Origin of the sequence: Pseudomonas sp. S3E12 (assembly GCF_001702295.1) — a bacterium.
GTDB classification, from domain to species: Bacteria; Pseudomonadota; Gammaproteobacteria; order Pseudomonadales; family Pseudomonadaceae; genus Aquipseudomonas; species Aquipseudomonas marginalis.
Genome location: NZ_MBDT01000014.1, coordinates 169457 through 194255 on the forward strand (window position 1 = coordinate 169457; position 24799 = coordinate 194255).

Genomic DNA, 24799 nt, shown 5'->3' on the forward strand with positions numbered 1-24799 from the left:
AGTACAGGTGCGCGCTCAGGTGCTTGTGGCCATTTCCCGTTTCAGGCAGGCGATGACCGCATCCAGCTGGGTGTTGATGAAAAAGTGGTCACCTTCAAAGCTGTGGGTGCGGCACGGGCTCGCTGTTTCTTCAGCCCAGCGGTTGGTTTTATCAGGGCTGACCTGAAAATCCCCGGTTCCGTTCAACACGATGATCGGGCACTGCAACGCAGGGCCTGGGCGGTAGGTGTAGCTGCGAGCCATGTGCAGGTCGGCGCGGATAAGGGGGATGAGCAACGCCATGAACTCGCGATTTTCAAGGACGTCGGTGGGGGTGCCATTGTTTTTTCGCAGCCATATGGTCAGCGAGTGGTCATCCAGAGCCATCGTGCCCCGGTCCAGATTGAAGAGTGGTGGTGCATTACAGCCAGAGACAAACAGTTTCTCTGGTGGCAAGCCCCAAGCCTGCAGCTTTCGGCTGACTTCGAATGCCACCAGAGCGCCCAGGCTATGGCCAAAGAAAAAGAACGGGCCTCTGACGTCCTGTGCGATGCATTCGGCCAAGGGGGTCACGACGTGATCCATGCTGACCAGCGGGGGCTCCGAGAACCGCGTTCCTCGGCCTGGCAGTTGTACGCCGTAAACATCGGCAAGGGCGCCCAGGTGCTTTTGCCAGTTGGCGAAGCTCGATGCGCTGCCGCCCGCGTAGGGGAAGCAATACAGCTGTCGGCTACGTACTGCAGGCACTGGATGTATGAGCCAGGGAGAAGAACTGTACGATGGGGTCACAAGATTCATCCATCAGGGTGTCATGAAAAAGCGTGGGAGGTGCAGCCTATGGTGGACCTGTCCCGCGCAGTGTTTGGAACGCATTGGCGCATTGTGCATGACCGGTGAGCGCTTCCCAAGGTTTGCATGGTGTCCTGAAGACCACCGGGTCATAGGCATTGATATGAAAGGATTCAGTTCTTGAGCAAGAAATTTCCACTGTTGACGCGCGTCATCTTGATCATCGTCATTCCATTGCTGGTCGTGTTGGGGCTGATCGTTCATCAATTGCGCTCGGCGCTTCCCGAGCAGGACACGCAGCTGTTGCAGGGCGACGTTTCGAGCAACCCTATGGCGCATATCCTGCGTGACGAACAGGGAGTGCCGCATATCGAAGCTGGTAATGATCGAGAGGTCTTCTATGCCCTGGGCTATGCCCACGCTCAAGACCGTTTATGGCAGCTTGAGCGACAGCGGCGCATTGCCCAGGGACGCTTGAGTGAGCTGTTCGGGCAAGGCATGGTCAAGCAGGACGCCTGGTTCCGGACATTGGGGCTGTACCGGGCCGCCCAGGCGGCCGTGCCCGCCCTGAGCGCCGAAGCCCGGGATTCGCTTGACGCCTATGCCGAGGGCATCAATGCCTGGATTGGCAGCCATCCCACGTTGCCGGTGGAGTTCACTGCGCTGGGCATCAAGCCGGAGCCCTGGACGCCTGCAGACTCATTGGCCTGGATCAAAGTGTTCTCCTTGAACCTGTCGGGCAACTTCAGTGAAGAAATCGAGCGCTACATCAGCAACCAGTACCTTTCCAAAGAGGAGATGACCTTCCTCTATCGGGATCGCGGCCAGGGGCAACCCGTTATCGTGAACACCCAGGCGCAAGCCAGGGCGAAGGCCTTGACATCGGTCATGGGGCTTACGCAGAGCGTTCAGGATGAATTGCATTTGGGTGGCAAATGGCTGGGTAGCAATGCCTGGGCCGTGGCAGGGCGATTGTCCACAGACGGGCATGCAATTCTCGCCAATGATCCGCACCTGGGGTTGAGCATGCCATCGTGGTGGTATCCGGTCGTGCTCAAAGGCTCACGCTTGAGGAGTTCTGGCATGAGTCTGGTGGGGCTTCCCATCGTGGTGCTCGGGCGTAATGCGGACCTGGCTTGGGCGGCGACCAGTATGACGGCGGATGTGCAGGACCTGTATTTCGAAACCACCGATACACGCAGGCCCGGGCAGTACTTGAGTAACGGTCACTGGGAAAACTTTGCGAGTCGAACGGAAAGTATTCAAGTGCGGTCGGATTTCCCGTCCAGTTTGCGCCCGCCGCTCCAGCCGGTAGACATCCGGGTGCGCTCCACCCGCCATGGCCCCGTGATTACTGACAGCGAAACGGCGCTGGACGCAACCGCATCGTTGCGTTGGGTGGCCCTGGATCCCGGGGACACGACGTATGAGGCGTTGCTGAAACTGAATTACGCCCAGGATTGGGCGACGTTTCAGTCGGCCCTGGCCTTGTTCGTGTCCCCGGCGATGAATTTCCTGTATGCAGATACCAAGGGGAATATCGGCTACCTGGGGGCAGGGCGAATCCCGATTCGCCAGCAAGGCGAGGGAAGCTTGCCCGTTGCCGGCGAAACAGACGCCTATGCATGGAAGGGATACATCCCTGCAAGCGAAATGCCCCGCAGCTACAACCCGCCCAGCGGCTACCTGGTGTCGGCCAATAACCGGGTAGTAGGGCCCGAGTACCCGTATTTCATTTCCAACGACTGGGCGCCGCCGGGGCGCGCGCAACGCATTACCCAGTTGCTGGACCTGTACAAAGCAAACGGGACAGGGATAGGCATTGAATCCCATCAGAAGATTCAGCTGGATGTGCTGAGCTTGCCTGCAGTCAAGATGCAGGCCGTACTGAAAAAGGTCGAGGGCCGAACGGCGCGTCAGCAGTCGGCCCTGAAGTACATTGAACAGTGGGACGGCCAGATGGCCATGGACAGTCAGGCGGCGTCGATCTTCAATGTGTGGATGCGCCATCTTGCCACCCAGTTGTACGGCAAAAGAATCAAGGTGCCGTGGAACTCCAAGGGTCATAACACCTATTTGAACGCATTGATGGCGCGTACCACGACGGATGATTTGTACGCTTCGCTGACTGAACCTGCCAGCCCCTGGTGTGATCAGGCACAGTCGCCGCTACCGTGCGCCGATGCGCTGTCACGTTCGCTGGACGCAGCTCTGGATGAACTCGGCAAGCTGAAGGGCGATGACATGAGCAACTGGAAGTGGGGTGAGATCCAGCGTGCGTTTTATGAGCATATTCCCTTCAGCAATGTTAAACCGCTCAATGCGTTATTCGAACGCAAGGTCGGCACACCGGGCTCGACGGACACCATCAACATCGCCTATTCGGTGTTCAAGAATTCCGAGGGCTACCTCAAATACTCCGGTGCCGGCTTCCGCCAGATCATGCAAATGGGCCCTGAGCACAGCGAGCACGTCTACATGAACTCCACAGGGCAGTCTGGAAACGTATTGAGCCCGCACTACGCCGACATGGTGGTGCCTTTCGAGCAAGGTCATTACGTGAAACTCGACGATGCCGAGCCCTCTGCCAGATAAGCCATCTGGCTTGAAACCCATGCTGCAACAACGGTAATCGACATGCTGATCAGTGAATTCGGGCGCCAGGCGCCCAACCGACTCTTTGCCGCCGTGGTACTAGGGTGCCTGGCAGGCGTGTGCTATGCCTTTCTCATACCGATTGTGCTGAGCAGCCTGCGCGGCGCAGGCGAAGGGGAGACTGTTGCGGACAGCCAACCCTTTACGCTGTTTTCCATCGAAATTGCGGATCACAGGCTGGCGGCGGTGTTCCTCGCCTTGTGCCTTTTCATTCTAGTGGCTCGCACGGCCTCACGGGTGATGTTGACGCGCATTTCGGTGGAAATGACCGTGAGCCTGCGCAGCCGGTTGTATGCGCGAATCCTCTCGGCAGACCTGCACAATCTTGAGCGTGTGGGCGCGCCACGGTTGATGGCGACAATGACCGAAGACGTCAAGCGCATCATCCTCGGCGGGCAACTGCTGCCTGACCTGCTGATGAACTGCGTGACCCTGTTGGGGATATTGGGTTTTCTCGCTTTTCTCAATGGTCCAGCGTTTGTTTTTGTACTCCAGGCCATTCTGTTCGGCGTGGTCACCCACCAGGTGCCGGTGTTCTTGAGCACCCGCAGTTTTCGCAAATCGCGCCAGATATTCGGCAAACTCCAGGAGTCCATTACAGGGCTGGTGTATGGCGCGAAGGAGCTCAAGCTCAACTCGGCAAGCCGACGCACTTATCTGGATGAAGTCGTCATGGGCCATGAGCGGGATTTGCTGCAGTCGGACAAAGCGACCTACACCACGCTGGTTGCCGCCAATGCTTATGGCGACCTGCTGAGTTTCTTCGTGATCGGCGTGGTCGCCTTCGTATTTATCAACTATCACGCGGTGAGCACCACAGAGTTGGTCGGTATCGTGATGGCGCTGCTCTATGTATCCGGCCCCGTGGCGGTGATCATGGATGTGATCGCACCGATCGCGATGGCCAAGAGCGCGGTCGCTAGTATGGAGCGCGTGTTCGCGGAGCTGTCCGAGGACCCCTCCCAAAACGCCCTTGAGGCGGTACAACCCTGGCGCCATATTACATTCGAGGACTTGGTCTACGAGCATCCTCGCAGCTCGCGCAAGGATGGTTTCAGCGTCGGCCCGGTGGGTTTTGAAATCAGGCGCGGGCAATTGACCTTCATCGTGGGTGGCAATGGCTCTGGAAAATCCACGTTGTGCAAAATGATCTCGCTGCATTATCTACCCATGAAGGGCGGGATTCATTTTGGCGAGCACCCCGTGACCGATAGGTCTCGAGAGAGTTTTCGTCAGGAGGTCTCGGCTATCTATTCCGACTACCACCTGTTCGAGCGTCTGCTGTGTCCGTTGGACGACCGCGTCCTGGCGCAAGCGCGCATGCACCTTGTCGACCTGGGGCTGGAAGACAAAGTCTCTATCGAGGATGGGCAGTTTTCGACCCTGGCTCTCTCTGACGGTCAACGCAAACGTCTGGCCTTGATGGTTGCGCTGATGGAGGATCGATCGCTGTATGTCTTCGATGAATGGGCGGCCGACCAGGATCCTGCCTTCAAGGAGGTTTTCTATCGCAAGATTCTTCCGTCGTTACGCGCGCGGGACAAGGCGGTCGTGATCATCAGTCACGACGATCGTTATTTCGATATCGCTGATCAGATCCTGGTGATGGAGTCCGGCAAGTTGGTTGATAGCCGCACGCCTGTAAAAGTGCCGTATCGCGAAGGGTAACAGGGCCTTTGCTGCGCCGCGATCAATGTCGGGCGCAGCAAGAGCGCCGGCCTACGTCAGGGCGGCGTTGGCTGCGGCGCAAGCGCTGAACGTTTTGCTGGCCAACGCTTCCACGGTTGGATTGGCAAGGAACTCGCCAATTGCAACTTGAGTGCCTGTGCGCCGCATCACTTCGTTGAGCAGTTGCATGGCAATGATCGAGTTGCCTCCCACTGCAAAGAAGTTGCTGGTGATATCAATCGTTTCCTCAGGGAAAAAACTGCTCCAGATCTCAATCATCAAGCGTTCGTTGGCACTGAGCTTGGTGGTGGCAGACGTCGGTGGTGTGACCGATCGCTTGGTTCGTTCCAGTCGCGTGCGGTCCAGTTTGCCGTTGAGCAGCCGCGGCAGGCTGGACACCCGGCGCAACTCGCCAGGAACGTGGGTATGCGGCAGCGCTTCGAGGCAGAAGCGGCGCAACTCGGTGGCATCCAGCGCAGTGCTGCCGACCACCAGGGCGATCAATGTCGCATCGGCGCCTTCTTCGCGGTCAAGGGTGACCAGACACTGCTCGACGTGTTCATGACGTAGCAGGGCCGCTTCCACTTCGCCCAGTTCGATACGCACACCTCGCAGCTTCACCTGATTGTCCCGACGGCCCGCCAGCTCCAGCACACCGTCGCTCAACCAGCGCCCACAGTCACCGGTGCGGTAACGCCCTTTGATAGCGCGCACAGGGTCAGGTTTGCGCACGAAACCGTTGCCGACGGCGGGCGCGCCAAAAGCGTAGTCCTGGGGCATGTCCCACGTCTCTACCCAGATATCACCTTCGATGCCCACGGGCACAGGTTCACCTTCATTGTTCAGAACCAGCAACGTGCGTTCATGGATCGGACGACCTACCGGGATCTTGGGGCGGCGAAGGTCCATTGCTGTCACATGATGGTAGGTGGCGGCGACGACCTCGCTGGGACCATAGAGGTTCAGCAGGTCCAGCGGCGCCTGGCTGCGCCCCAGGATCTCGCTCGCCAGTGCTGGCGTCAGTGCCTCACCGACATTGGCCAGGGTGCGCAGGTGCGAAGGCCATGGGCCCGGGCTGAAGCGCAGCACTTCGCTGACGAACGATGAAATGAGCTGTACGCAGTGGATACGGTCACGCTCGAGCCAGGCCATGAAATTACCCGGCGCCAGATCGGTATCGCGATTGGGCAAGCAAAGGGTTGCACCAAAACAAAGGGCGCCGAGTATTTCGCAGAAGCTGACATCGAAGCCGGCCACTGCGACTTGTGCCACCCGGGTGCCTGGCTGAATGGACAAGGCGTGGGCCTGCCATTTGAGGAAGCGGTAGAAGGCCGCGTGGCTTTGCTCGATACCCTTGGGTGTGCCGGTTGAACCGGAGGTGAAGACCAGGTAGGCGGGCGCTGCGCTATCGACCTCTCTACAGCGTGGAGGTTGGGGCCTATCGCCGGGTACCGTGACATCGACCAGGGCAGTGCAACGGTGCCCCAGAAGAGGGGGCTGGTCGCCATCGGTCAGCAACAGTGCCGGATTGGCCGCTGCAATCCGTGCGCCCAGATAATCTTCGGGCGCCTGGTGGTTGAGTGCCATGGCGATCCCGCCCGCCTGCAAGGTGCCGAGCAGGGCTGCTACCTGCAAAACCGGATCTTTTATCAGCAGGCCTATACGTGGGTTGTGCCTTCCATGGGTTGCCCCGAGGATCTGGTCACGGATGCGCGCGGCCATGGCATCGAGTTGTTCATAGCTACAGGACCGAGTGCCAAGCAGCAGGGCGATGTTCTGTGGCGTGTTGCGCACCCAATGATCAACCTGCGTATGCAGGCAGGTCGAGTTGGTTGCCTGGGGGGCGGGTTGGCCCCATACCAGGGCATTGTGGGTGTCGCTGGCCGAACGCGGGATATGTGGACTGATGAGTTCTTCCGGCGCATCGACGAGGTGTTGCAGGCATTCGGATACGCGAGCGGCAAAGCGCTCGGCGCTGGCCTTGGATAGCACGTCAGCGTCCATGCGGAGCAGCGCGTGCAGCGTGCCCGCACACTCGGCTGAAATCAGTTCGACGGTTTGTTCAAGCCGCGTGACGGGCAGCGCAGACAGTGAATAAGGCCCAGCCTCGATCGACGTATGGCTGTTGCGCAAACCCAGGCCTGCCCACTCGTGGGACAGGCCGGGCGGCAATGACAGATGAATGGCCGCCTTGTCCAGCACCAGTGATTGGTGAGCGTGGCCACTGCGGCGCAATGCACTCAGGATCGGACCGAGTGTCAGCGAGCGGTGATCGATTGCAGAAAAGATCGCCTGGCCGACGGCTTTCACCGCGTCGACATGGCTCATTCGCTCGTTCAGTGAGAGCCTGAGTGGCAGTGGGTTCACCTGGTAGTCGACGCTGGTCGGGTCCTGGGCGTCATCGCGAACCGAGATGGGCACGGCAATGACGACATCGTTGTCTGGCGAGTAGCGCCAGAGTGTGATGGCGTACGCCGTCAGCAATACGGCGAAGGGAGTGTGCCCCCAATCGCTGGCACGCTGGTACACCGCTGTCGAAGGCACCGAAACAGATGCCTCATGGGGCGGATGTCGATAGTCCGGTATGTTGTGAAAGTCTGTAGGGAAAGTGCTCCAGGTGCAGTCACGCAGGTTGTCCACCCAGTACGTTTCGTCGCGGCTGTCCGATTCGTCGCGAGAGCGGGCCAACGCTGGGCGAACCTCCAGGGGCGATGGCTCGTGCGGCTGCGGCGTCAGGGTGTTGAGCAGGTCGTTGGCCAGGAGCGCCAATGAAGTAAAGTCCGCGACGATGTGATGCACCATGACCAGTACGCTGTACATGCCACCGGATTGTTCGCCATGGACCAACCGGAGTGCACCTTGCTCCAGGTCCATGGGCGTTTCAAGTGCGTTGGAGAGCTCATCGCGCCACTGGGCTTCGTCATGTACACCCGTCAGATGCAGCTCTGCCGGTTGCGCTTGAGGTTGCTCGAGTATCACGGCAATGCCAGCCTGTTCCGCGAACCTGCGGGCCAAGGCCCTATGGCGCAGGGGCAACGCACGGGCCGCTGCGATCAGTGTCGTTGAATGTGACGCCTTGCATCGGACCTGAAAGGCCAGCAAAAACGCGGCATCGCCGATTTCTTTGCGGCGTATCCATATAGCCTGGGAATCCGGCCCGAGCTTTTGTTCCGCATGCACAGATAACGGCAGCGGGCTGGGCGCGGCAGGCGCCTCGGCAGGCATCGCGCGGGTGGACTGAAGGGTGGTGGCCAGATCCAGAACAGTGGCGTTGCCATAGAGCAAGCCCATGGGCAGCCTTACGCCGGTTTGTGCGCGGATGCACGAGAGCAAGCGCATGGCATGCAAGCTGGGTAAACCGAGGTCTGTCAGTGGGGTTTGCGCAACAATTGGGTTAGTTGAGGTTGCCCAGTACCCACATAGCTGGCAAAGCGCTTCGATCATGGCCTCAGGTGCCTGTCGACGGTACGCCAGCCTCAGGGCTTCAAGCGCGGTAGAGGTTGGCTCGGCAGGCTGTTCGGCAGGGCGAGTCCAGCGTGCGAGCATTTTCAGTTGCTGATGAACCAACTGATGGCGCATCTGTGCCCGGCGGACCTTGCCACTGGTGGTGAGCTCCACGCCACCTTGGTGAACGATCACGACAGCGGCGACGGCGATACCGTGTTCTTGCGCGATGGCCTGCCGTAGCGCAAGCATGGCGATGTCGATCTGATCCGCCGGGGTATGTCGGCCGACCTCATGTACGACCACCACGCTGTCGTTGGTTTCTCGCTCCGCGGACTCGATACCGAACGCCGCCTGCATTTCCTCCGGGCTCAGCGCCAGGGCCGCGCCGAGCCCAGGTGTCAGTAGGGCATGGGCAGCGCGCACGGTCTCTTCGATATCCTGGGAGTGATGATTGCTCCCGGCGATGATCAACAGGTCTTTCTGGCGCCCGACGATAAACAGCTCACCATCGATCAGGCAACCCAGATCGCCGGTGCGCAGAAAGCGGTGGTCGTGTGAGGTGTGATAATTCGACAGGTCATCGCGATCTTGCGGCCAGTATCCAGGGGTGATGTTCGGCCCACGGAGGCATACTTCACCAATCTGGCCGGGTAGCACGGCGGCATCGGTGTCGACCTGGGCAATGGCAATGTCGCAGACGGGAGGGCCGAGGGAAACCAGGGTCTTGGCGTCTTCATCGTGCGGCGAAACAGTCACCAGCCGATCTGTGCGCATGGCCGCTTGAGACAGGTGAACTTGGCGCGGCACGCTGTCACGACTCTTTCCGGAGCACAACAGTGTCGCTTCTGCCAGGCCATAGCAGGGCAGGAATGATTCTTGACGGAAACCGACGTTGCTGAAGGCGTCTGCAAAGGCTTTCAAGGTGGTCGGGCGCACAGGCTCGGCGCCGTTGAAGGCGACTTTCCAGGCGCTCAGATCGATGTTGCGCAGGGCTCGCGCCTCAGTGTCGCGCGCGCATAGCAGGTAGGCCGAATCAGGCGCACCGCTGGTGTGCGCGCGATAGTCGGAAACCATCTGCAGCCATCGAGATGGCTGTTCAACAAAGCCCGCCGTGGGTAGCAGGATGGATTCGGCACCGAGAAAAAGCGGCTGTAGTACCGTGCCCACCAAGCCCATGTCGTGAAACAGTGGAAGCCAGTTGGCAAAGCGACTGCGGGCGTCATGCCCGAACGCGGCGCGAATCATGCGTGCGTTGGCCAGCCAGCCCTCATGCGTGACGATCACCCCCTTGGGTTGCCCCGTGGAGCCTGAGGTGTACTGCAAGAAGGCAGCTTGGGTGGCCGGTACGCTGGCGGTGGTAAAACCTTGGCCAGGTTCTACATCGGCCATTGTCAGCAGGTTGATCTCAGGGTGGATGACGCTCGGGGTGGTCGCCGTGCTGGCGTCCATGATCCATGCCGTCGGCGAGCAATCGGCGACAATGGCATTGATCCGCTCACGGCGGCGTCCCCGGTTGACGGGCGCAGGAACTGGGATGGCACCCAGCAGGGACGTGCCCATGAACGCGCAGACGAAATCGGCCGGGCTGGAGCACGAAACGACGACGCGATCACCTGCGCGCGTTCCACATCCTTGCAGTGCGCTGGCGACATCTGCGCAGCGTTGATACAGCTGGGCATAGTCCAGCTGTGTTCGCTCCTGGCCATCCTTGTCGAGAAAGCGAAAGGCCGGCTTATCGGCATCGTGCACGGCACGCCATGTGAGGATTTCACCCAGGGTAGACAGGCCGTCAAATGTGTTGGTCTGGAAATTCATCGGGTGGTGCGTTCCCTATAGGTTCGGCATGTCGAAGAGGTCGAGGAAAATGCCGAAGGTCAAGGCCAGCAGCACCGCGTCATCTTCGATATGAGGGTTCAGGGTCCGCCCGGTCTTGCGGCTGTCATCGATCATTCGGGTGATCCACTCGACATTGAGATAACCCTGGCGCTTGAGCGTTTCCGGTGCCAGCAATTCTTCGATCCAGGGCTCGTTGAGGCTGAGCAGATAGGGGCTGCCTGGCGCCCGGAACCCAAATTTTTCGCGGTTGAGGATGCGCTCTGGAACCAGGCCCTTGGCGGCCTGTTTAAGCAGGTATTTTTCTTCCAGGCCACGCAGTTTCAAGGACGGCGGTACTTTGATGAGAAAGTCGCATAGCGAGCGATCAAGAAATGGATATCGGCCTTCAATCGAGTACGCCATGTTCATCCGGTCGCCATGATCGCCCAACAGGTGATCGCCAAGACGCGCTTTGACGTCGATGTAGGAGCGCTGGTGCAGCCGATGGCGGCCCTTGAGCTGCTCAATGTCCAGGATAGGTGCGCCCAGGCAGCCCTGTTCGCCCAGTTCATGCAGTGCATCGGCGGAGAACAGGTTGCGTCGCCACTGGCTGAACTGACCGTATTGGCGTTCATAGCGAATGTCCCGCGCTCCCCACAGCCGCTGGTTGGCCACCTGCTCCTCGGGCGAGGCCATGCTTGGGTTGCTCGCGGCGAACTGGTCGAATCGATAGCCGGGATATCCGCCCAGCAGTTCATCGGCACCTTCCCCGCCCAGGACCACGGGGACTCCGCTGGCCCTGGCGGCTTCAGCGAGCGCCATGGTGCAGGTGTTGTAGGTTTCCTTGATCGGGCATTCAGAGTGCCATACGGAGTCTCTGAGCCGAGAGGCGATCTGCTCGCGGGAAAAGGCGATTTCGTGATGATCGAATTTCAAGGTCTGAGCAACCAGGCGCTGGTACTTGCGCTCGTCGATCAATGTCGAGTCGGGAAAAGTGATCGAGAAGGAAGGAATGCTTCTATCCGGTTGGAGCTCACGCATGACGGCGGCGACAATCGATGAGTCGAGCCCGCCGCTGAGGTAGACACCCACCGGCGTGTCCGCGCGCAGTCTCAGCGCCACGGCATTCTTGAACCGGTAGCTGAACTCTTCGACGGCCTCGTCTTCGGTCATGACGTTTTCGGCCACGCCATCGGCGGGGTAATTCAAGTCCCAGTAACGGGTGGCGGTCACTTTCTGATTTGTCACGCTCAGGCAATGGCCTGGCGGCAAAGCGCTGATGCCCTTGAACATCGAGCGGGGACTGGTCAGGCCTGGAAAGCAGAGAATCTGGTCAAGGCCGGCCAGGTCCACGCGCCGGGGCACCGCCGGGTGGCACAGCATCGCCTTGATTTCCGAAGCGAACACCAGCACGCCATCAAAGACCCCATAGTGCACCGGAGTGATGCCGAAATGGTCGCGAACGATGTGCAGCGCCTGGGTACGTTTGTCGAAGAGCGCCAGGGAAAACTGCCCGTTGAGCTGATGCACGAATGAGGTGCCCATTTCCTCGTACAGGTGCACCACGACCTCCAGGTCTCCTTCGGTCTTGAAGCAATGGCCGCGCGCCTGGAGTTGCTGGCGCAGCTCGCGGTAGTTGAAGATTTCGCCATTGCCCACAAGGATGATGTCGCCGCTCTCATTGAACAGCGGTTGCGCGCTGCCTTGAGCGTCGATAATCGAGAGCCTGCGCATGCCCATTGCCACGGAACCGTTGATATAGGTCCCGGTGCCGTCCGGTCCACGGTGCCAAATCTTGTCAAGCATTGCTGCCAATACGTTTGCGTCTGCCGGGTGTCTTCCCGAGAGATCAATGAAACCTGCTATTCCACACATGACGATCAACCAAAGCGGGGACGACGAATCTGCGGAATGATCTCCAGATCGTCATTGAAATCCTGGGCCTCCAGAGGAGGGTTCGTGGGTATATCGATCTGATTCAAGGGTTTGTCGGGAAACTCGCAGACGGCCAGAACCAGTTTTGTGAACGCATCGGCAAAACGCGTCATGGTGCCTTCGTCAAACAGGTCCATTCGATAACCCAGCCAGCCGGTGAGGCCTTCGCCGCTCTCGGCAAACTCGAACAGCATGTCGAACTTCACCGAAGTACTGCCTGCCGCCAATAGCTTGATATCTATCTGTGGCAATGACAGGGCAGGCTTGCGGGTGTTTTGCAGGATGAACATCACTTGGAACAGCGGGTTGCGCCCCGGTGGGCGCTCTGGCTGTAGCATTTCCACCAGCATTTCGACGGGTGTGTCTTCCTGTTCGAATGCGTCCAACGATGAATTGCGCACGCGTTCCGTCAGTTCCTTGAACGTCGGGCTTCCACCCAGGTTTGTACGGATGACGGCGGTATTGGCGAAAAAGCCGATCAGGTCTTCCGTGCTGGGGTGGGTGCGCCCGGCGACCGGCACGCCGACGGTGATGTCTTCCTGCATTGAGTAGAGGTGCAGAAGACCTTTGAAGGCGGCGAGCAGCGCCATGAATACCGTGGCGCCCCATTGCTCGGCCAACACCTTGAGGCGTGCAGTGGTTTGGGCGTCGAAGTGTACGTAGCGGTACCCCCCGCGGTCAGTGACCGCCGAAGTCGGCGTCCGGTCAAAGGGCAAGCGTAGTGGCTCGACGCCGGCAAGGCGTTCACGCCAGAACCTGCGCAGCGTGTCCAGCCTTGCGCTCGTCATGTGTTCTTGTTGCCAGCGTACGAAGTCGGCGAACTCGATGGCCAGCGGTTTCAACCGGTGGGGACGGTTTTCCACGCGCGCTCGATAGCATTCGCTGAAGTCGGCGACGAATACCCCTGTTGACCAACCATCACTGATGATGTGGTGCATATTCACCACCAGGTAATGCAAGTGCTCGCCAACGCGGATCAAGGTCATTCGAACCAGCGGTCCGTTCTCCAGATCAAAGGAGCGATTGGATAGGTCGGTGAGCATCTGCGTCACCCGCTCCTCCCTGTCGGGGTCGCCTTCGGCGAAGGGGGCCTGGACGACTTCTACGGCCTGGTTCGTGACCGGCAGGATCGTCTGCGCGGGGCCGTGCTCGGTATCGGTAAAGACCGTACGCAGGCTGGAATGGCGCTCGAGCACATCATTGAATGCGCCGTTGAAGTGTTCCAGCTCGATGGGGCCGGTCAGTCGTGCGCACTCCGGCATGTTGTACATCGCACTGTCAGGTGTGATGCGAAACAGAAACCACAGCCTGCGCTGAGTGTATGACTGGGGGATGAAGGTGCTGTGGTCATAGCGCGGTATGGGCGCAATGGCGGTTTTCGCCTTGGCACGCATGGCCTCAACCAGTATTTGCCGCTGATGCGGTGTGAGGTCCTGGAAACGTTGGCTCAGGGATTGTTCAGGCTGCTTGCTCATGAGGTGGTCCACCGTTCGTTGAACACATTGGCCATGCGTTGATCTTCGCCATGGCGTAAATCGATGCTGGCGATCTGTACGTTGGCGTCATCGACCACAACGTCCAGCAAGCGCTGGAACCGTTGGGCAAAAGTTTCAATGTCTACCAGGTCGAACAGGTCAGTGTCATAGGTGAAGCGTAAGGTCAGGCCGCGATCGAGTTCGAACATCTCGATCAGCAAGTCGGTCTCTGCGGTGGCGCTATCCACTGCCTGCGTCTTGATGGGGATGCCGGCGATATGGCATCCGGGCGCTGGCATGTTTTGCATGACAATCATGATTCTGAACAGCTGACTGATACCGTCATGGCGATCCAGGCGCTGGACCAACTGCTGGAAAGGTACGGCCCGGTGACGATGCGCATCGAGGAATACCTGTTGTACGGTCGCCAGCAAAGTCTTGAATGAATCATCGGGGCAGACGGGTATACGCATCACCAGCGGGCGTGAGAGTGGCCCCACGACGGATTCGAGCCATGGCTCATCGCGACCGGCATCCATCGTGCCCAGACAGATGTCTTTATCCGCGTGGTAAAGGTGCAGCAGGACGCTGAAAGCACTCATCAGCGCAGCAAAGCGGGTCGCGGAGGCCAAGGTGGCTACGGTTCCCAGGCGAGTCATGGTGGCCGGCGAGATCGTCAGGGTGTGGTGCCCGCCCACAAAACTGGGTACTGCCGGCCGTGGTCGGCGCAACGCCAGTGTCGTCGGGCGTACACCGCTCAGGTGTCGGCTCCAGTATCTGAGGGCTTCGTTGAAATGGCCTTCGCGCACGTGTTGCTGTTCCAGCGCTGCATATTGGGCGAATTCGGGACGCACTGTATCGGGTAGTGCGAGCGCAGGGTCTATTGCCGCTTCATAGCATCTGCCCAGATCGTCAATCAGCAACTTCAAGGACCATTCATCTACAAGGATGTGATGGATGATCAGCAGCAGGGTGGCGCTGGCTGTCTGCTCCATAAAAATGCAGCGAACCGGCACGCGCTCTTCGAGCAGCAGTGGGCCACTGATTTCCGAGCGCATCCGGCGCTCCAGTTCGTTCGGCGCAGCGTCGCGCAAGTCGATGACTTCCAGCGCCACTGTCGGGCGTTCGAACACCTTTTGCTTAAGGCTGTCGCCTTGCTTGACGAATGTCGTCCTCAGGATAGCGTTGCGTTGTTGCAATGTTTCCACGGCCTGGCGCAGCGCCAGCAAGTCCACTGAGCCTTCGAAGCGAACAGCGGCACTCAACTGGTAAGGATGGTTCGCCGGGGATATCTGCGTGACGTAATACAGGCGCTCCTGGGTGGCCGATGCGGGTTGAAGTTGCGCAAGATCTACCGGCGGCAGGGTGTCCTGTACGGCGCCGGGCGAGCGCAATGCCTGTTCGATAGCTGTGACGAACTGCCCGGCGCCAGGGTTTTCGAAGATGGTCGCCAGTGGCAGTGAAACGTGACAGGTCCTATTGATGGCCGACATCAGAGAGATGGCCTTGAGCGAGTGGCCACCGAGCGCAAAGAAATTGTCGTCGCGCTGGAAGGTTGCGACGCCCAGGATGGAGCACCAGATTTCTCCCACCGCATCCTGCAAGAGTGTGCGCGGGCCCGTCGCAGCAATTTCGGTATTGACGAGGGGGGTGGGCAAGGCTTTCCGATCGACCTTGCCGTTACTGCTGACGGGCAGTGCATCCAGATGCACTAATTTTGCAGGAATGGCAGCGCTGGACAGATGCGGCTTGAGGAACTCGATGAGCTGAATGTCCGCTTGCTTCAACCCGGCGCTGACGACATAGGCAACAAGCGTGTCATGTCCTTGCAGCGATACCACCTTGACCGCGACAGCGCTGACCTGCGGATGTTGGCTCAGTAACGCTTCGATTTCTCCGAGTTCGATTCGCACGCCTCGTAGTTTGACCTGCGTATCACTGCGGCCAATGAAGCAGATACGCCCATGCGCGTCCACGCGCGCAAGGTCGCCGGTGCGGTACATGCGCTGGCCGGGGTGGTCCGGCATCGGGTTTGCGATGAAGGCGTTGGCAGTTGCACCTGGATTGCCGGCATAACCCTGCGCCAGGCACGCTCCGGCGAAGTACAGCTCGCCGGCCACGCCATCCGGAACCGCTCGCAGCCATTGATCGAGGATGTAGCAATCGACGTTACTGATGGGGCGGCCCAGCTCTATTGGCGCGGGGCCAGGCTGGACCTGTGCAACCATGGTCCAGATCGTGGTTTCGGTAGGACCGTATAAATTCCACAGAGAGGCGGTGCACGCCAGGAGGCGGTCAGCGAGATCACGAGACAGGGCCTCCCCCCCACACCATGCCCGCAAGCACGAGCGGCCTTGCCAGCCACTCTCCAACAGCATGCGCCATGAGGTAGGCGTCGCTTGCATCACGGTGATGTCGAACTGTTCGATAGCCTTGGCCAGCAAATCAGCGTCACGCACCATGTTTTCTGCCGCGATCACCAGGCGTCCTCCGGACATGACGGGCAGCAGCAGTTCAAGTACCGAGATGTCGAACGACACGGTGGTGACGGCGAGCATGACATCTTCGGCACTGAAGCCTGGGTGTAATGCCATGGCGTGCAGCACGTTCTCCAGGGCGCTATGGGGGACTGAAACTGCCTTGGGCATACCTGTGGTGCCCGAAGTGAACATCAGGTATGCGATGCGTTCATCACCGCCTCGCAGGGTGTTCAGCGCTGGAGCTCCGATACTGGAAATCCCCCCCGACTGATCAAGGGCTATAGTGGGGAAACCATTGGACGGTGGTTCCCAGGCGACAGCGATGCGCGCGCCACTGGCCTTGAGCATATGATGCTTGCGGGCTAAGGGAAGCATCGGGTCAATTGGCAGGAGCGTGGCTTTCAATTGCAAGATGCCGAGCATCGCTACCACCAATGCAGGTGAGCGCGGCAGGTGGATCGCCACGACATCACCGGCCTCAATGCCGGCCTGCGTCAGCGCCTGCGCGAACGAGCGGCTGCGTTGCGCCAGTTGTGCATAGGTCAGTCGGCAGTCGTCGTCAGCCCCTGACACTATCGCTATCCGGTGGGGCTGCGAGTCGGCATGGGCAAGGATAGTCTTGGCGATGCCCGTCGCTGGAGCCGCACGGGCAGGGCCACGCACAACCGTGCAGGCGCCGCTGCCGAATGAAGCACCGTCCAGCAGTTGCTGTACGGTCTGGGGGGCTTGAAGAGCGCTGGATACGAGGCGTTCCAGTTGCTCCAGGATTCGCTCGATGCCGTCAGTGGAAAAGCGGCCACTGTCAAAAGAAAACTCAAGCTTGAGTCTATGCCCGGGGGCGATCATCAGCGACAACGGGTAGTTGGTCTGCCAGTGAGTACGCCGGTCTTCGATCATCAACTCACCCTCGGAGGAGGGCTTGAGGGCAGTTGGCAGGTTCTCGAAAATCATCACCGACTCGAACAGCTCCTGCCGAGGATCTATCGAAGCGACACGCTTGATCTCTGCAAGCGAAAGGTGTCCGTACTCATTCGCTTCTATAGAGCGCAGCGCGACTTGTGCGTAGAGGTCTTTCAGTGTTTGCGACGGTTCGACACTGACCAGCAGGGGAACGGTCGCGATCATCAAGCCCACCATCTCGGAGGCTTGTGCAAGGTCGTGCGGGCGAACCGACATTACCCAACCAAAGCAGATCTCACTTGCGTTGCTGTAGCGATGCAGGGCAACCGCCCACATTGACTGCATGAAGTGCGCCAGGGTCATTTGCCGGGTGCGTACATACGTTTCGACTGCGTGTGAGAGCTCAGGTGACAGCAAGCGCACTTGCTTGGTGATCTGTGTGGCGCCTGGGGCCGACGGCTCGGGCAACTGCATTGTGCCCGCGATGTTGTGATTGGCCAGCAGAGATGACCAATACTGGCGTGCGCGATTGCCATCCTGGTGCTCTAGCCATCTTGCGAAATCCTTGAACCGGGGCGCGTTGCGTGTCGTTTGCTCAACGGGGTGCTGGTACATCTTCATGACGTCTGACATGACGATCAGGGCAGACCAGCCATCGAGGATCAAATGGTGATAGGTCCAGACAAACTGATACTCGTGTTCGCTCAGGCGAACCAGCGTCATTCTCATCAGGGGAGCGCTGGAAAGGTTGAGACCTTGGGCCCGATCCTGCGCCAGGAAATCTGTCAGGTTGAACGCTGTAGCATCCGGTAGGCGAGCATCGATCTCGTTCCATTCAGGAGCTGCGTTGGCGGCAATGACTTGTACGGCTCGCTTGACTTTCTTCCAGCTGAAACCGGCCCGCAGGATTTCATGATGGGCAATCACACTGTTCCACGCTCGCCTCCAACGATCGGTTTCCAGCCGGGTCAGCTTGCATGAAACTTGGACGATGTACTCATTCGCCTCCTCATCCTGCAAAGAGTGGAAGAGAATGCCTTCCTGCATCGAGGTCAGATGATAGGCATCGAAGATGTTCGAATTTCGATTCACTGAGGTTGCTTCGCACTGATTTCAAGAATGAGGAGACGGGCATGACGCTCCCCTTGATCGTATGACGATGTATGGGCGAGACGGGGTCGAGATAACGCCCGACACGAGTCGTACGTCAGCAAGGTGCCGACGTAAAAAGCATCAGGTCATTAAGCTGCCAGGCTGGCCAATCGTTGCGAGAAAGGCATCGAGAGGTCGCTGGTGAGAAGTCAGGGTCACCCCGGTATTGGTCACGGGGTTCCATCGACGATATTCGATTGTACTTTGCATAATCCTCCCTGATTCGCTCATGTGCAGTGGGGTGTGGCAAAAACTCCCCGCTGCTTGGGGCCGGCACGGCGATCGAATTCCCGGTGCTTGCCGAGTTCATCCGATGCCACTTGGGTATTGGCTACCACGCGCACGCGCAACGCGTTGTGTTTGCAATAAGCAAACCAGCAGTTGCGGATGTGTGAAGTGATTTTTGATGCCGTCGCTCGGATGAACGGATAAGATCTAAGCGCAAATGAGGCGTGCATTGCAAGAAACTTCTAATGGCGTCGCTGCGCTGAACGTTAAGTGCGAAGCGAACACTACCTATTGAATTTGGTGCGATGAGTAGTGCCTGCGAAGCGACGTCACGCTATGTTTCGCTTGCGCGGCAAGGATCAACTGAAACAAACTATTCATACATCGTCACTTCATATTCACACAACACTCGCACATTCTGTTTAGTCGAATGCTTTCGAGGGGATCCCGTGTGAGTAGGCAAGGCCTTTTTAATGAGATTTGTTATCAGTTCCCGTGAAAGGTCGCTCGGATAAAAAACATTGATAAGGCGTTTCTGGCGGACAATCACGTCTGCAGGCAAGTCGGTTAGCGTGCTGTTTCTGGTCAACTATTTCAGGGAGGAAATCTAGTGTCATCGAACATATCCGAAACGATCGCCCAGGTAATTACGGCATTGCCCGATCACGTGGCGATCAGCACGCCAGACCAGGATCTCAGCTATCGCGAACTCGGACATTGGGCTGCAGGTATTCAGCAGCAAGTGGCGCAGTTGGCCACCGACACTGAGGCTGCCGTACTCATTCTGAGCGCCGATGCGATGGGGGCCGCGGTCTCGATGATCAGCTTGATGGCCAGCGCCAAAGTCATGGTGCCGTTGGATATGGACCAGTCGCCCCACCGCTTGTCTCAGATCGTTGAACAGGTTAAGCCTCAGTTGGTACTGCATGACACCGAGGCTGCCAGGGTGTTGGATGCCGTCCCCGCGCTGGCTACAGTGCCCCGCTTGAATATTCAGCGCGATCAGTTATCGATCACCTCCTGCGGACAGTTTCAAGTCACCCCGCGTGATCCCGATGCGCCTTGCTACATCTACTTCACGTCCGGCTCCACCGGTCAACCCAAAGGTATCCTGGGTCGACTCAAGGGGGTCGCTCATTTTATCGACTGGGAAGTGGACGAACTGCAGCTTGAGGAGGGCGTACGTGTCTCACAGATCACGTCGCCTTCTTTTGATGCCGTGCTTCGCGACCTGTACACGCCACTCACATTGGGTGGCACCGTCTGTGTGCCATCCTCTCGCAAGATCGTGGGTGATGGCGCCGCCTTTGCCGCTTGGCTTGGTAAGGCGCACGTAAGCGTTCTTCATTGCGTGCCGTCGGTATTGCGCGTGTTGCTTCAGGCCATCAAGGCGAACGGCGCCCTGCGCCCTGCGTCGCTGCAGCATGTGTGTGTCGCGGGTGAAGTCCTGTTTCCCGCGGACGTGCAGGTGTTCAAGGAAACATTGGGCGACACGGTGTCGCTGATCAACCTGTATGGCCCTTCCGAAACGACCATGGTCAAGTTGTTCCATCGTGTGGACATGCACGCCGACTCGCGCGTATCGGTGCCGGTGGGCAAGGCGATGCCCGGTGCTCGCGCGTTGGTGATCGACTCGCGCGACAAACCCTGCGGCATTGGCATGGTTGGGGAGATCTACATCCGTACGCCTTACCGCAGCCTGGGTTACTTCAATCGCCCGGACCTGACCGCCGAAGTGTTTGTGCCTAACCCGTTGAGTGGTGATCCACTGGACCTGGTGTATCGCACCGGCGACTTGGGGCGCATGCTGGATTCCGGTGACATCGAGTTCGTAGGCCGGCGTGATCGCCAGGTCAAAATCAACGGCGTTCGTATTGAGCTGGCTGAAATTGAGAGCCTCATCCGTCTGGCCCCTGGTGTCACTGACGTTGCCGTGGTCGAGCGCCAGTTGCCTGAGCGTACGAGTGAATTGGTTGCCTATATCGTGATAGCCGAAGGCGCTGATATCGAACAGGTCCGCAGCTTTGTGCTGGAACAGGGTTCAGCCGTGATGCTGCCCCATCACTTGCTGCTTATGCCGGTTCTGCCGCGTACGGTCACAGGCAAGATCGACTATGCGAACCTTCCAGCCGTCGAATTGCTGGCAAGCGATAGTGATGATGATGGTCCTCAGCCCGGGACGCCTCTGGAGATCGCGGTGGCAGAGTTGTGGCAGGAATTGCTGGAAGTGCCCGAACTACCGGGCATCGATGCGCGCTTTTTCTCCAAGGGCGGGCACTCGCTGCTGGCCATGCAGTTGCTGTCGCGGATCGAGGCGACGTTCGGGGTCAGCGTATCCATTCGCAACTTCCTGGACTCGCCCACCGTTCGTCATCTTGCTCAATTGGTCGAAACCGCGTTCCTTGAGGCCAGTGCGGACGACGACTTGTTCGCGCTAATGGACGAGGGGGCGTAAATGGAGTTGATCTCTGTATTTCCGACGACCTCGATGACCTCTGGCGCTTGGGTCTCGCGGATGCAGTCCGAAGGGCTGGCGACTGATGCCGTCCTGTTGAGGGCGGCCCAGCCCAAGGGCTGCCGTTGTGCGCGCTGTGGGATTTCCGATTTCGTGGACGGCATCGTGCTGGACGCGGCTGGAGTCTGTAGCGAGTGCCTGCGTTACGACACCTATCGGGATCGCCTGGCGGCCTATTTTCGGACACCTGCCCAATTGTCGGAAGTGTTCAGCGAAAACCGCGCCGTAAAGCGCGGGCCATACGATTGCCTCCTGCTGTACAGCGGTGGCAAGGACTCGACCTATGTGCTTTATCAGCTGCTGAAGATGGGGTTGAAAGTCCATACGTTCACCTTTGATAACGGCTTCATCTCAAAGCAGGCACTGACCAACATCAGCAACATCACGCAGAAGCTGGATGTTGAACACACGACGCTTACCCATGCGAACATGCACGAGGTGTTCCGCGAGAGCCTCACCCGTCACAGCACGGTCTGTAAGGGCTGCTTCAAGGCATTGCTGGACCTGAGCCTGGAGTTTGCCGAGCAACAGGGGATCAATCTGATCGTCAATGGTTTGTCCAGAGGGCAGATCGTCGAGGAGCGGCTGAAAAAATTCTACGAACAGGACACTTTCGATTCGGGCACCATCGAGCAAGGGCTCAAGGATGGGCGACGGATCTACCACACTGTCGAAGCGTACAGCGGTTTGAATGGCGCCCGTTTCAAGGATGACAGTATCTTTGATCGCATCACGCTCATTGATTACTTCAGATACTCCGATGCTTCGAAGGAAGATATCTATCGCTGCCTGACCGATCACGACAGCTTGTGGAAAGAACCGGAAGATACCGGTTTCTGCTCATCCAACTGCCTGATCAATGACGTGGGCGTCTACGTGCATGGCAAAGAGAAGGGCTACTCCAATTATGAGGTGCCAACTTCATGGGAGGTACGCTTGGGCCATCTCAAGCGTGAAGCGGCGTTGGCAGAGTTGGCGCCAATCCAGAACGAGCGACCTGTGCTCGGCATTCTAAGACGTATCAACTATGCACCTCGCACCGGACACGCTGTAGCGGCTTCGGTTCTTTATTGCGTGCTGGCGCCCGGCAAGACGCTGGCGCAGGCGCAACAGGCGGTGAATGCCGTGCACACCGATGGTGTGCCTCCGCATGTCGTGGCCGTTTCGCATATTCCTCGCGACACCGATGCGAACGTTCAGGAAGATGCTTTGCGCCTGTTGGCCGCGGTCGTCAAGGAATCTAAGCCGGCAGTTGGCGATAAATCCACAGAGCCAGCCTTGGCGTCCGAATGGCTTGAGGCCCCGCCGCCTGCGGATTTATGGTTGCAACGCAAGATCGAATCCAGCCTGATCCTGGATAAGGCCGCATTCCGCCGCGTGATGTTGCAGTTGTTCATTCAGCACCCGGCACTGCGCAGCTCGCTGGTGGAAGTAGAAGGGCGCTGGCGCCGCGACTTTCCAATGCCTGCTGCCGGGTTGCCCTTGCAGTGGCTCGACCTGAGTCAAATCGCTGTGGACCGACGCGCAGCGGTAACGGCGGCGGCGATGGGCAAAGTGCTTGAAAAGGCCCGTGCTGGCTCCGGTGGCCCACTGGTGAACTTCCTGGTGCTTACCCATGATGAAAACGCAGGCAGCAGTCTTGTGATCACGACTCACGGGATGGTGGCTGATGATTGTGCGTGGGCGCTGTACCTGTCGGATTTCCAGGCGGCTTATGTCGCGGCGACAGAGGGCGCAACCGCTGTTCGTTCTGGCCCCGTTCGGCAGCGAGTTGAGACGCTGGCACCGCTTCAGGTCCCGCCTGGGGGGATAGCTTCTGCTGCGCGCCGCGCTGAGAGGGTTGCTACCGCGTGGCTGCCGTTCGCCGAGCCTGCGCAGTTGCTGGACGTCTTGCGCAAGCACGTTCCGGGGCACTGGTCATGGGCCTCGGATCAACTGGAGTGCAAGCGCGCTGACGACGGCCAGATCGTGGGGTCCCATTCACGGTTTGTGCCGATGAGCGTATTGCCCGGCAACGTCGGCGCCGAGCAATCGGGTGAGCAGGATTTTTGTGTACTGCTCTTCTCGGATGAAATACAGGGCAGCACGGCGCTGTTTCCCGATACGACCCAGGTCTACCGACCATTTTTCGTGGGGCAGGCCTCCTGGCTGACGATTCAGCCGGCTGACGGTGGCTTGAGCCTGATGTGGAGTGCCAACACAGACCGCGCAGATGACAGCGCACTGATGCAGGCCTTGGCCCGTCTCGTGCAGTGATGAGTGAGCGTCGCCGGTGCCTGCGATTGCGCAGTCATCGGCCTGGGCAACGTGGTTGCGTCGATAAAACGTACAAGGAAGGCAAGGATGGAATCAGGCGTCGAGGAGGCCGCCCGCGTAGCTCGGGAACAACGCAAGCAATTGTTGGATGCCATGCTGGCGAAGGGTGCATTCAAAAGAAAGCAGCTGATCCAGCCTCGTCCCGCAGGCCAAGATAAAATCCCATTGTCATTGGCTCAGCAGCGTATCTGGTTTCTCGATCAGCTTGCATCGGATCCTGCGGTTCATAATGTGCCCAATGCAACCCGGTTCTACACCGCCCTGGATATGTCAGCGCTCGGCCTTGCGATCAACGAAGTGATCAAGCGCCATGAAGTGCTGCGCACCGTTTTTGATATGCACGATGCCCAGCTCTGCCAAGTGGTTTTACCAGCATTGACGGTCGAGCCTGTGTTGGTAGATCTGACCCAGCAGCTATCCACCGAGCCCGGTAGCTCGGTGCTGTTTGAGCGTATTGACCGGGACGTGGCCAGTCCATTCGATTTGCGCACAGGGCCGCTCATCAGGGCGCATGTCTACCATTGCGGTCATGATGATTTTGTTCTGTTGATGACTGTGCATCACATTGTGTTCGATGCGTGGTCGATTGGGCTCTTGTATAAGGAAATGCTGACGATCTACCGCGCACTGCTCGAGGGCAGGGCTCACGGGTTGCCGGCGCTGTCGCTGCAATATGGCGACTTTGCCCGCTGGCAAGCTGAACAGTTGGGCGGCCAATCCTGGTCCGGGCAGTTGGCCTACTGGCGTGATCAACTGGTGCAAATGCCTGAACCGCTTGAGTTGCCCTTCGACTTGTCCTCTTATGCCATGGCGGACAGCGCGGGTGCTGTGTTGCCGTTTGCTGTGGACGAGCGTGTGGCAACCCGCCTGAAACAGTTGGCTGCTGCCAACGACGCGACCTTGTTCATGGTGCTGGCCACTGCGTTTTATGTGGTGCTGCACCAATATTCCGGCCAGAGCGACATCTGCATCGGCGTTCCCGTGGCGGGCCGAGGGCGGTTGGAGTTGGAGCCGGTTATCGGACTGTTCACCAACATGCTGGTTATCAGGACTCAAATACCCGTCGATGAGACGTTCGCAGGGTTGTTGAAGGTCGTTAAAAAGAACTTGCTCAGGGCCTATGAGCATCAGGATGTCCCCTACGAAAAGCTCATGGAGTTAGCCAGCGCAGAGCGAGCCGTTGGCCCGCTTTTTCAGGTGGTATTCTCGATGCAGGGGACCGCGGAAAATACGGCGCGCGCGCGTGTGTCTGAAAGTCAGGTGGCGTCGGTCAATTGGCATGGCAACCGGTATTCGAAATATCCCTTTTCCCTCTTCATGCAAGACACTGCCGAAGGGCTGGTAGGGTCTTTCGAGTACCAGACGTCGCTGTTTCATAAAGAGACGATGCACAACCTGTCGAGCAACTTCCTTCACCTGCTTGCGCAGATTGCCGAGTGTTAAGG

10 protein-coding genes are annotated in these 24799 nt (G+C 58.8%); 5 read left to right on the forward strand and 5 right to left on the reverse strand.

Translation table 11 applies throughout. The features are described from left to right. Window positions 1-15: 15 nt before the first annotated feature. A complete protein-coding gene (locus tag BB029_RS13405; RefSeq protein WP_083236401.1) occupies window positions 16-777 on the reverse strand; it encodes a thioesterase II family protein in 762 nt (253 codons plus the stop codon). Window positions 778-948: 171 nt separating this feature from the next. Between BB029_RS13405 and BB029_RS13410 the strand changes: the two genes are divergently transcribed. Both BB029_RS13410 and BB029_RS13415 read left to right on the forward strand, forming a co-directional pair. Beyond that, entirely contained in the window at window positions 949-3363 is a 2415-nt protein-coding gene (locus tag BB029_RS13410; RefSeq protein ID WP_065939522.1) for a penicillin acylase family protein, read from the forward strand. Window positions 3364-3405: 42 nt separating this feature from the next. After that, complete coding sequence (locus BB029_RS13415) at window positions 3406-5091, forward strand: cyclic peptide export ABC transporter (protein WP_065939523.1); 1686 nt, start codon at window positions 3406-3408, stop codon at window positions 5089-5091. A gap of 51 nt (window positions 5092-5142) precedes the next feature. Here the strand turns inward: BB029_RS13415 and BB029_RS13420 are convergent, their stop codons facing one another. From BB029_RS13420 to BB029_RS13435, 4 genes are read right to left on the reverse strand one after another with little or no spacing between them, the layout of a single operon-like run. Next, on the reverse strand, window positions 5143-10353 hold the full coding sequence (locus tag BB029_RS13420) for an AMP-binding protein (RefSeq protein ID WP_065939524.1): 5211 nt from the start codon (window positions 10351-10353) through the stop codon (window positions 5143-5145). Between the two features lie 15 nt (window positions 10354-10368). Beyond that, window positions 10369-12228 (reverse strand): asparagine synthase (glutamine-hydrolyzing), encoded by a 1860-nt coding sequence (gene asnB / locus BB029_RS13425; protein ID WP_065939544.1) that lies wholly within the window; start codon window positions 12226-12228, stop codon window positions 10369-10371. Window positions 12229-12233: 5 nt separating this feature from the next. Continuing rightward, window positions 12234-13763, reverse strand: coding sequence for a condensation domain-containing protein (locus BB029_RS13430; protein ID WP_065939525.1), 1530 nt, complete (start codon window positions 13761-13763; stop codon window positions 12234-12236). After that, window positions 13760-18235: a non-ribosomal peptide synthetase gene (locus BB029_RS13435; protein WP_065939526.1), complete on the reverse strand. Its 4476-nt coding sequence runs from the start codon at window positions 18233-18235 to the stop codon at window positions 13760-13762. The genes BB029_RS13430 and BB029_RS13435 overlap by 4 nt, the downstream gene beginning before the upstream one ends. A 943-nt stretch (window positions 18236-19178) precedes the next feature. Here BB029_RS13435 and BB029_RS13440 point away from each other — a divergent pair. The 3 genes from BB029_RS13440 to BB029_RS13450 all read left to right on the forward strand — a co-directional run bounded on the left by BB029_RS13440 (window position 19179) and on the right by BB029_RS13450 (window position 24797). Next, window positions 19179-20978, forward strand: a complete 1800-nt coding sequence (locus BB029_RS13440) for a non-ribosomal peptide synthetase (protein WP_065939527.1) — start codon at window positions 19179-19181, stop codon at window positions 20976-20978. Then, window positions 20979-23294, forward strand: coding sequence for a 7-cyano-7-deazaguanine synthase (locus tag BB029_RS13445; RefSeq protein ID WP_083236404.1), 2316 nt, complete (start codon window positions 20979-20981; stop codon window positions 23292-23294). It begins immediately after the preceding gene. An 87-nt stretch (window positions 23295-23381) separates the two neighbouring features. Further along, a complete protein-coding gene (locus tag BB029_RS13450; protein ID WP_065939529.1) occupies window positions 23382-24797 on the forward strand; it encodes a condensation domain-containing protein in 1416 nt (471 codons plus the stop codon). Window positions 24798-24799 lie beyond the last annotated feature (2 nt).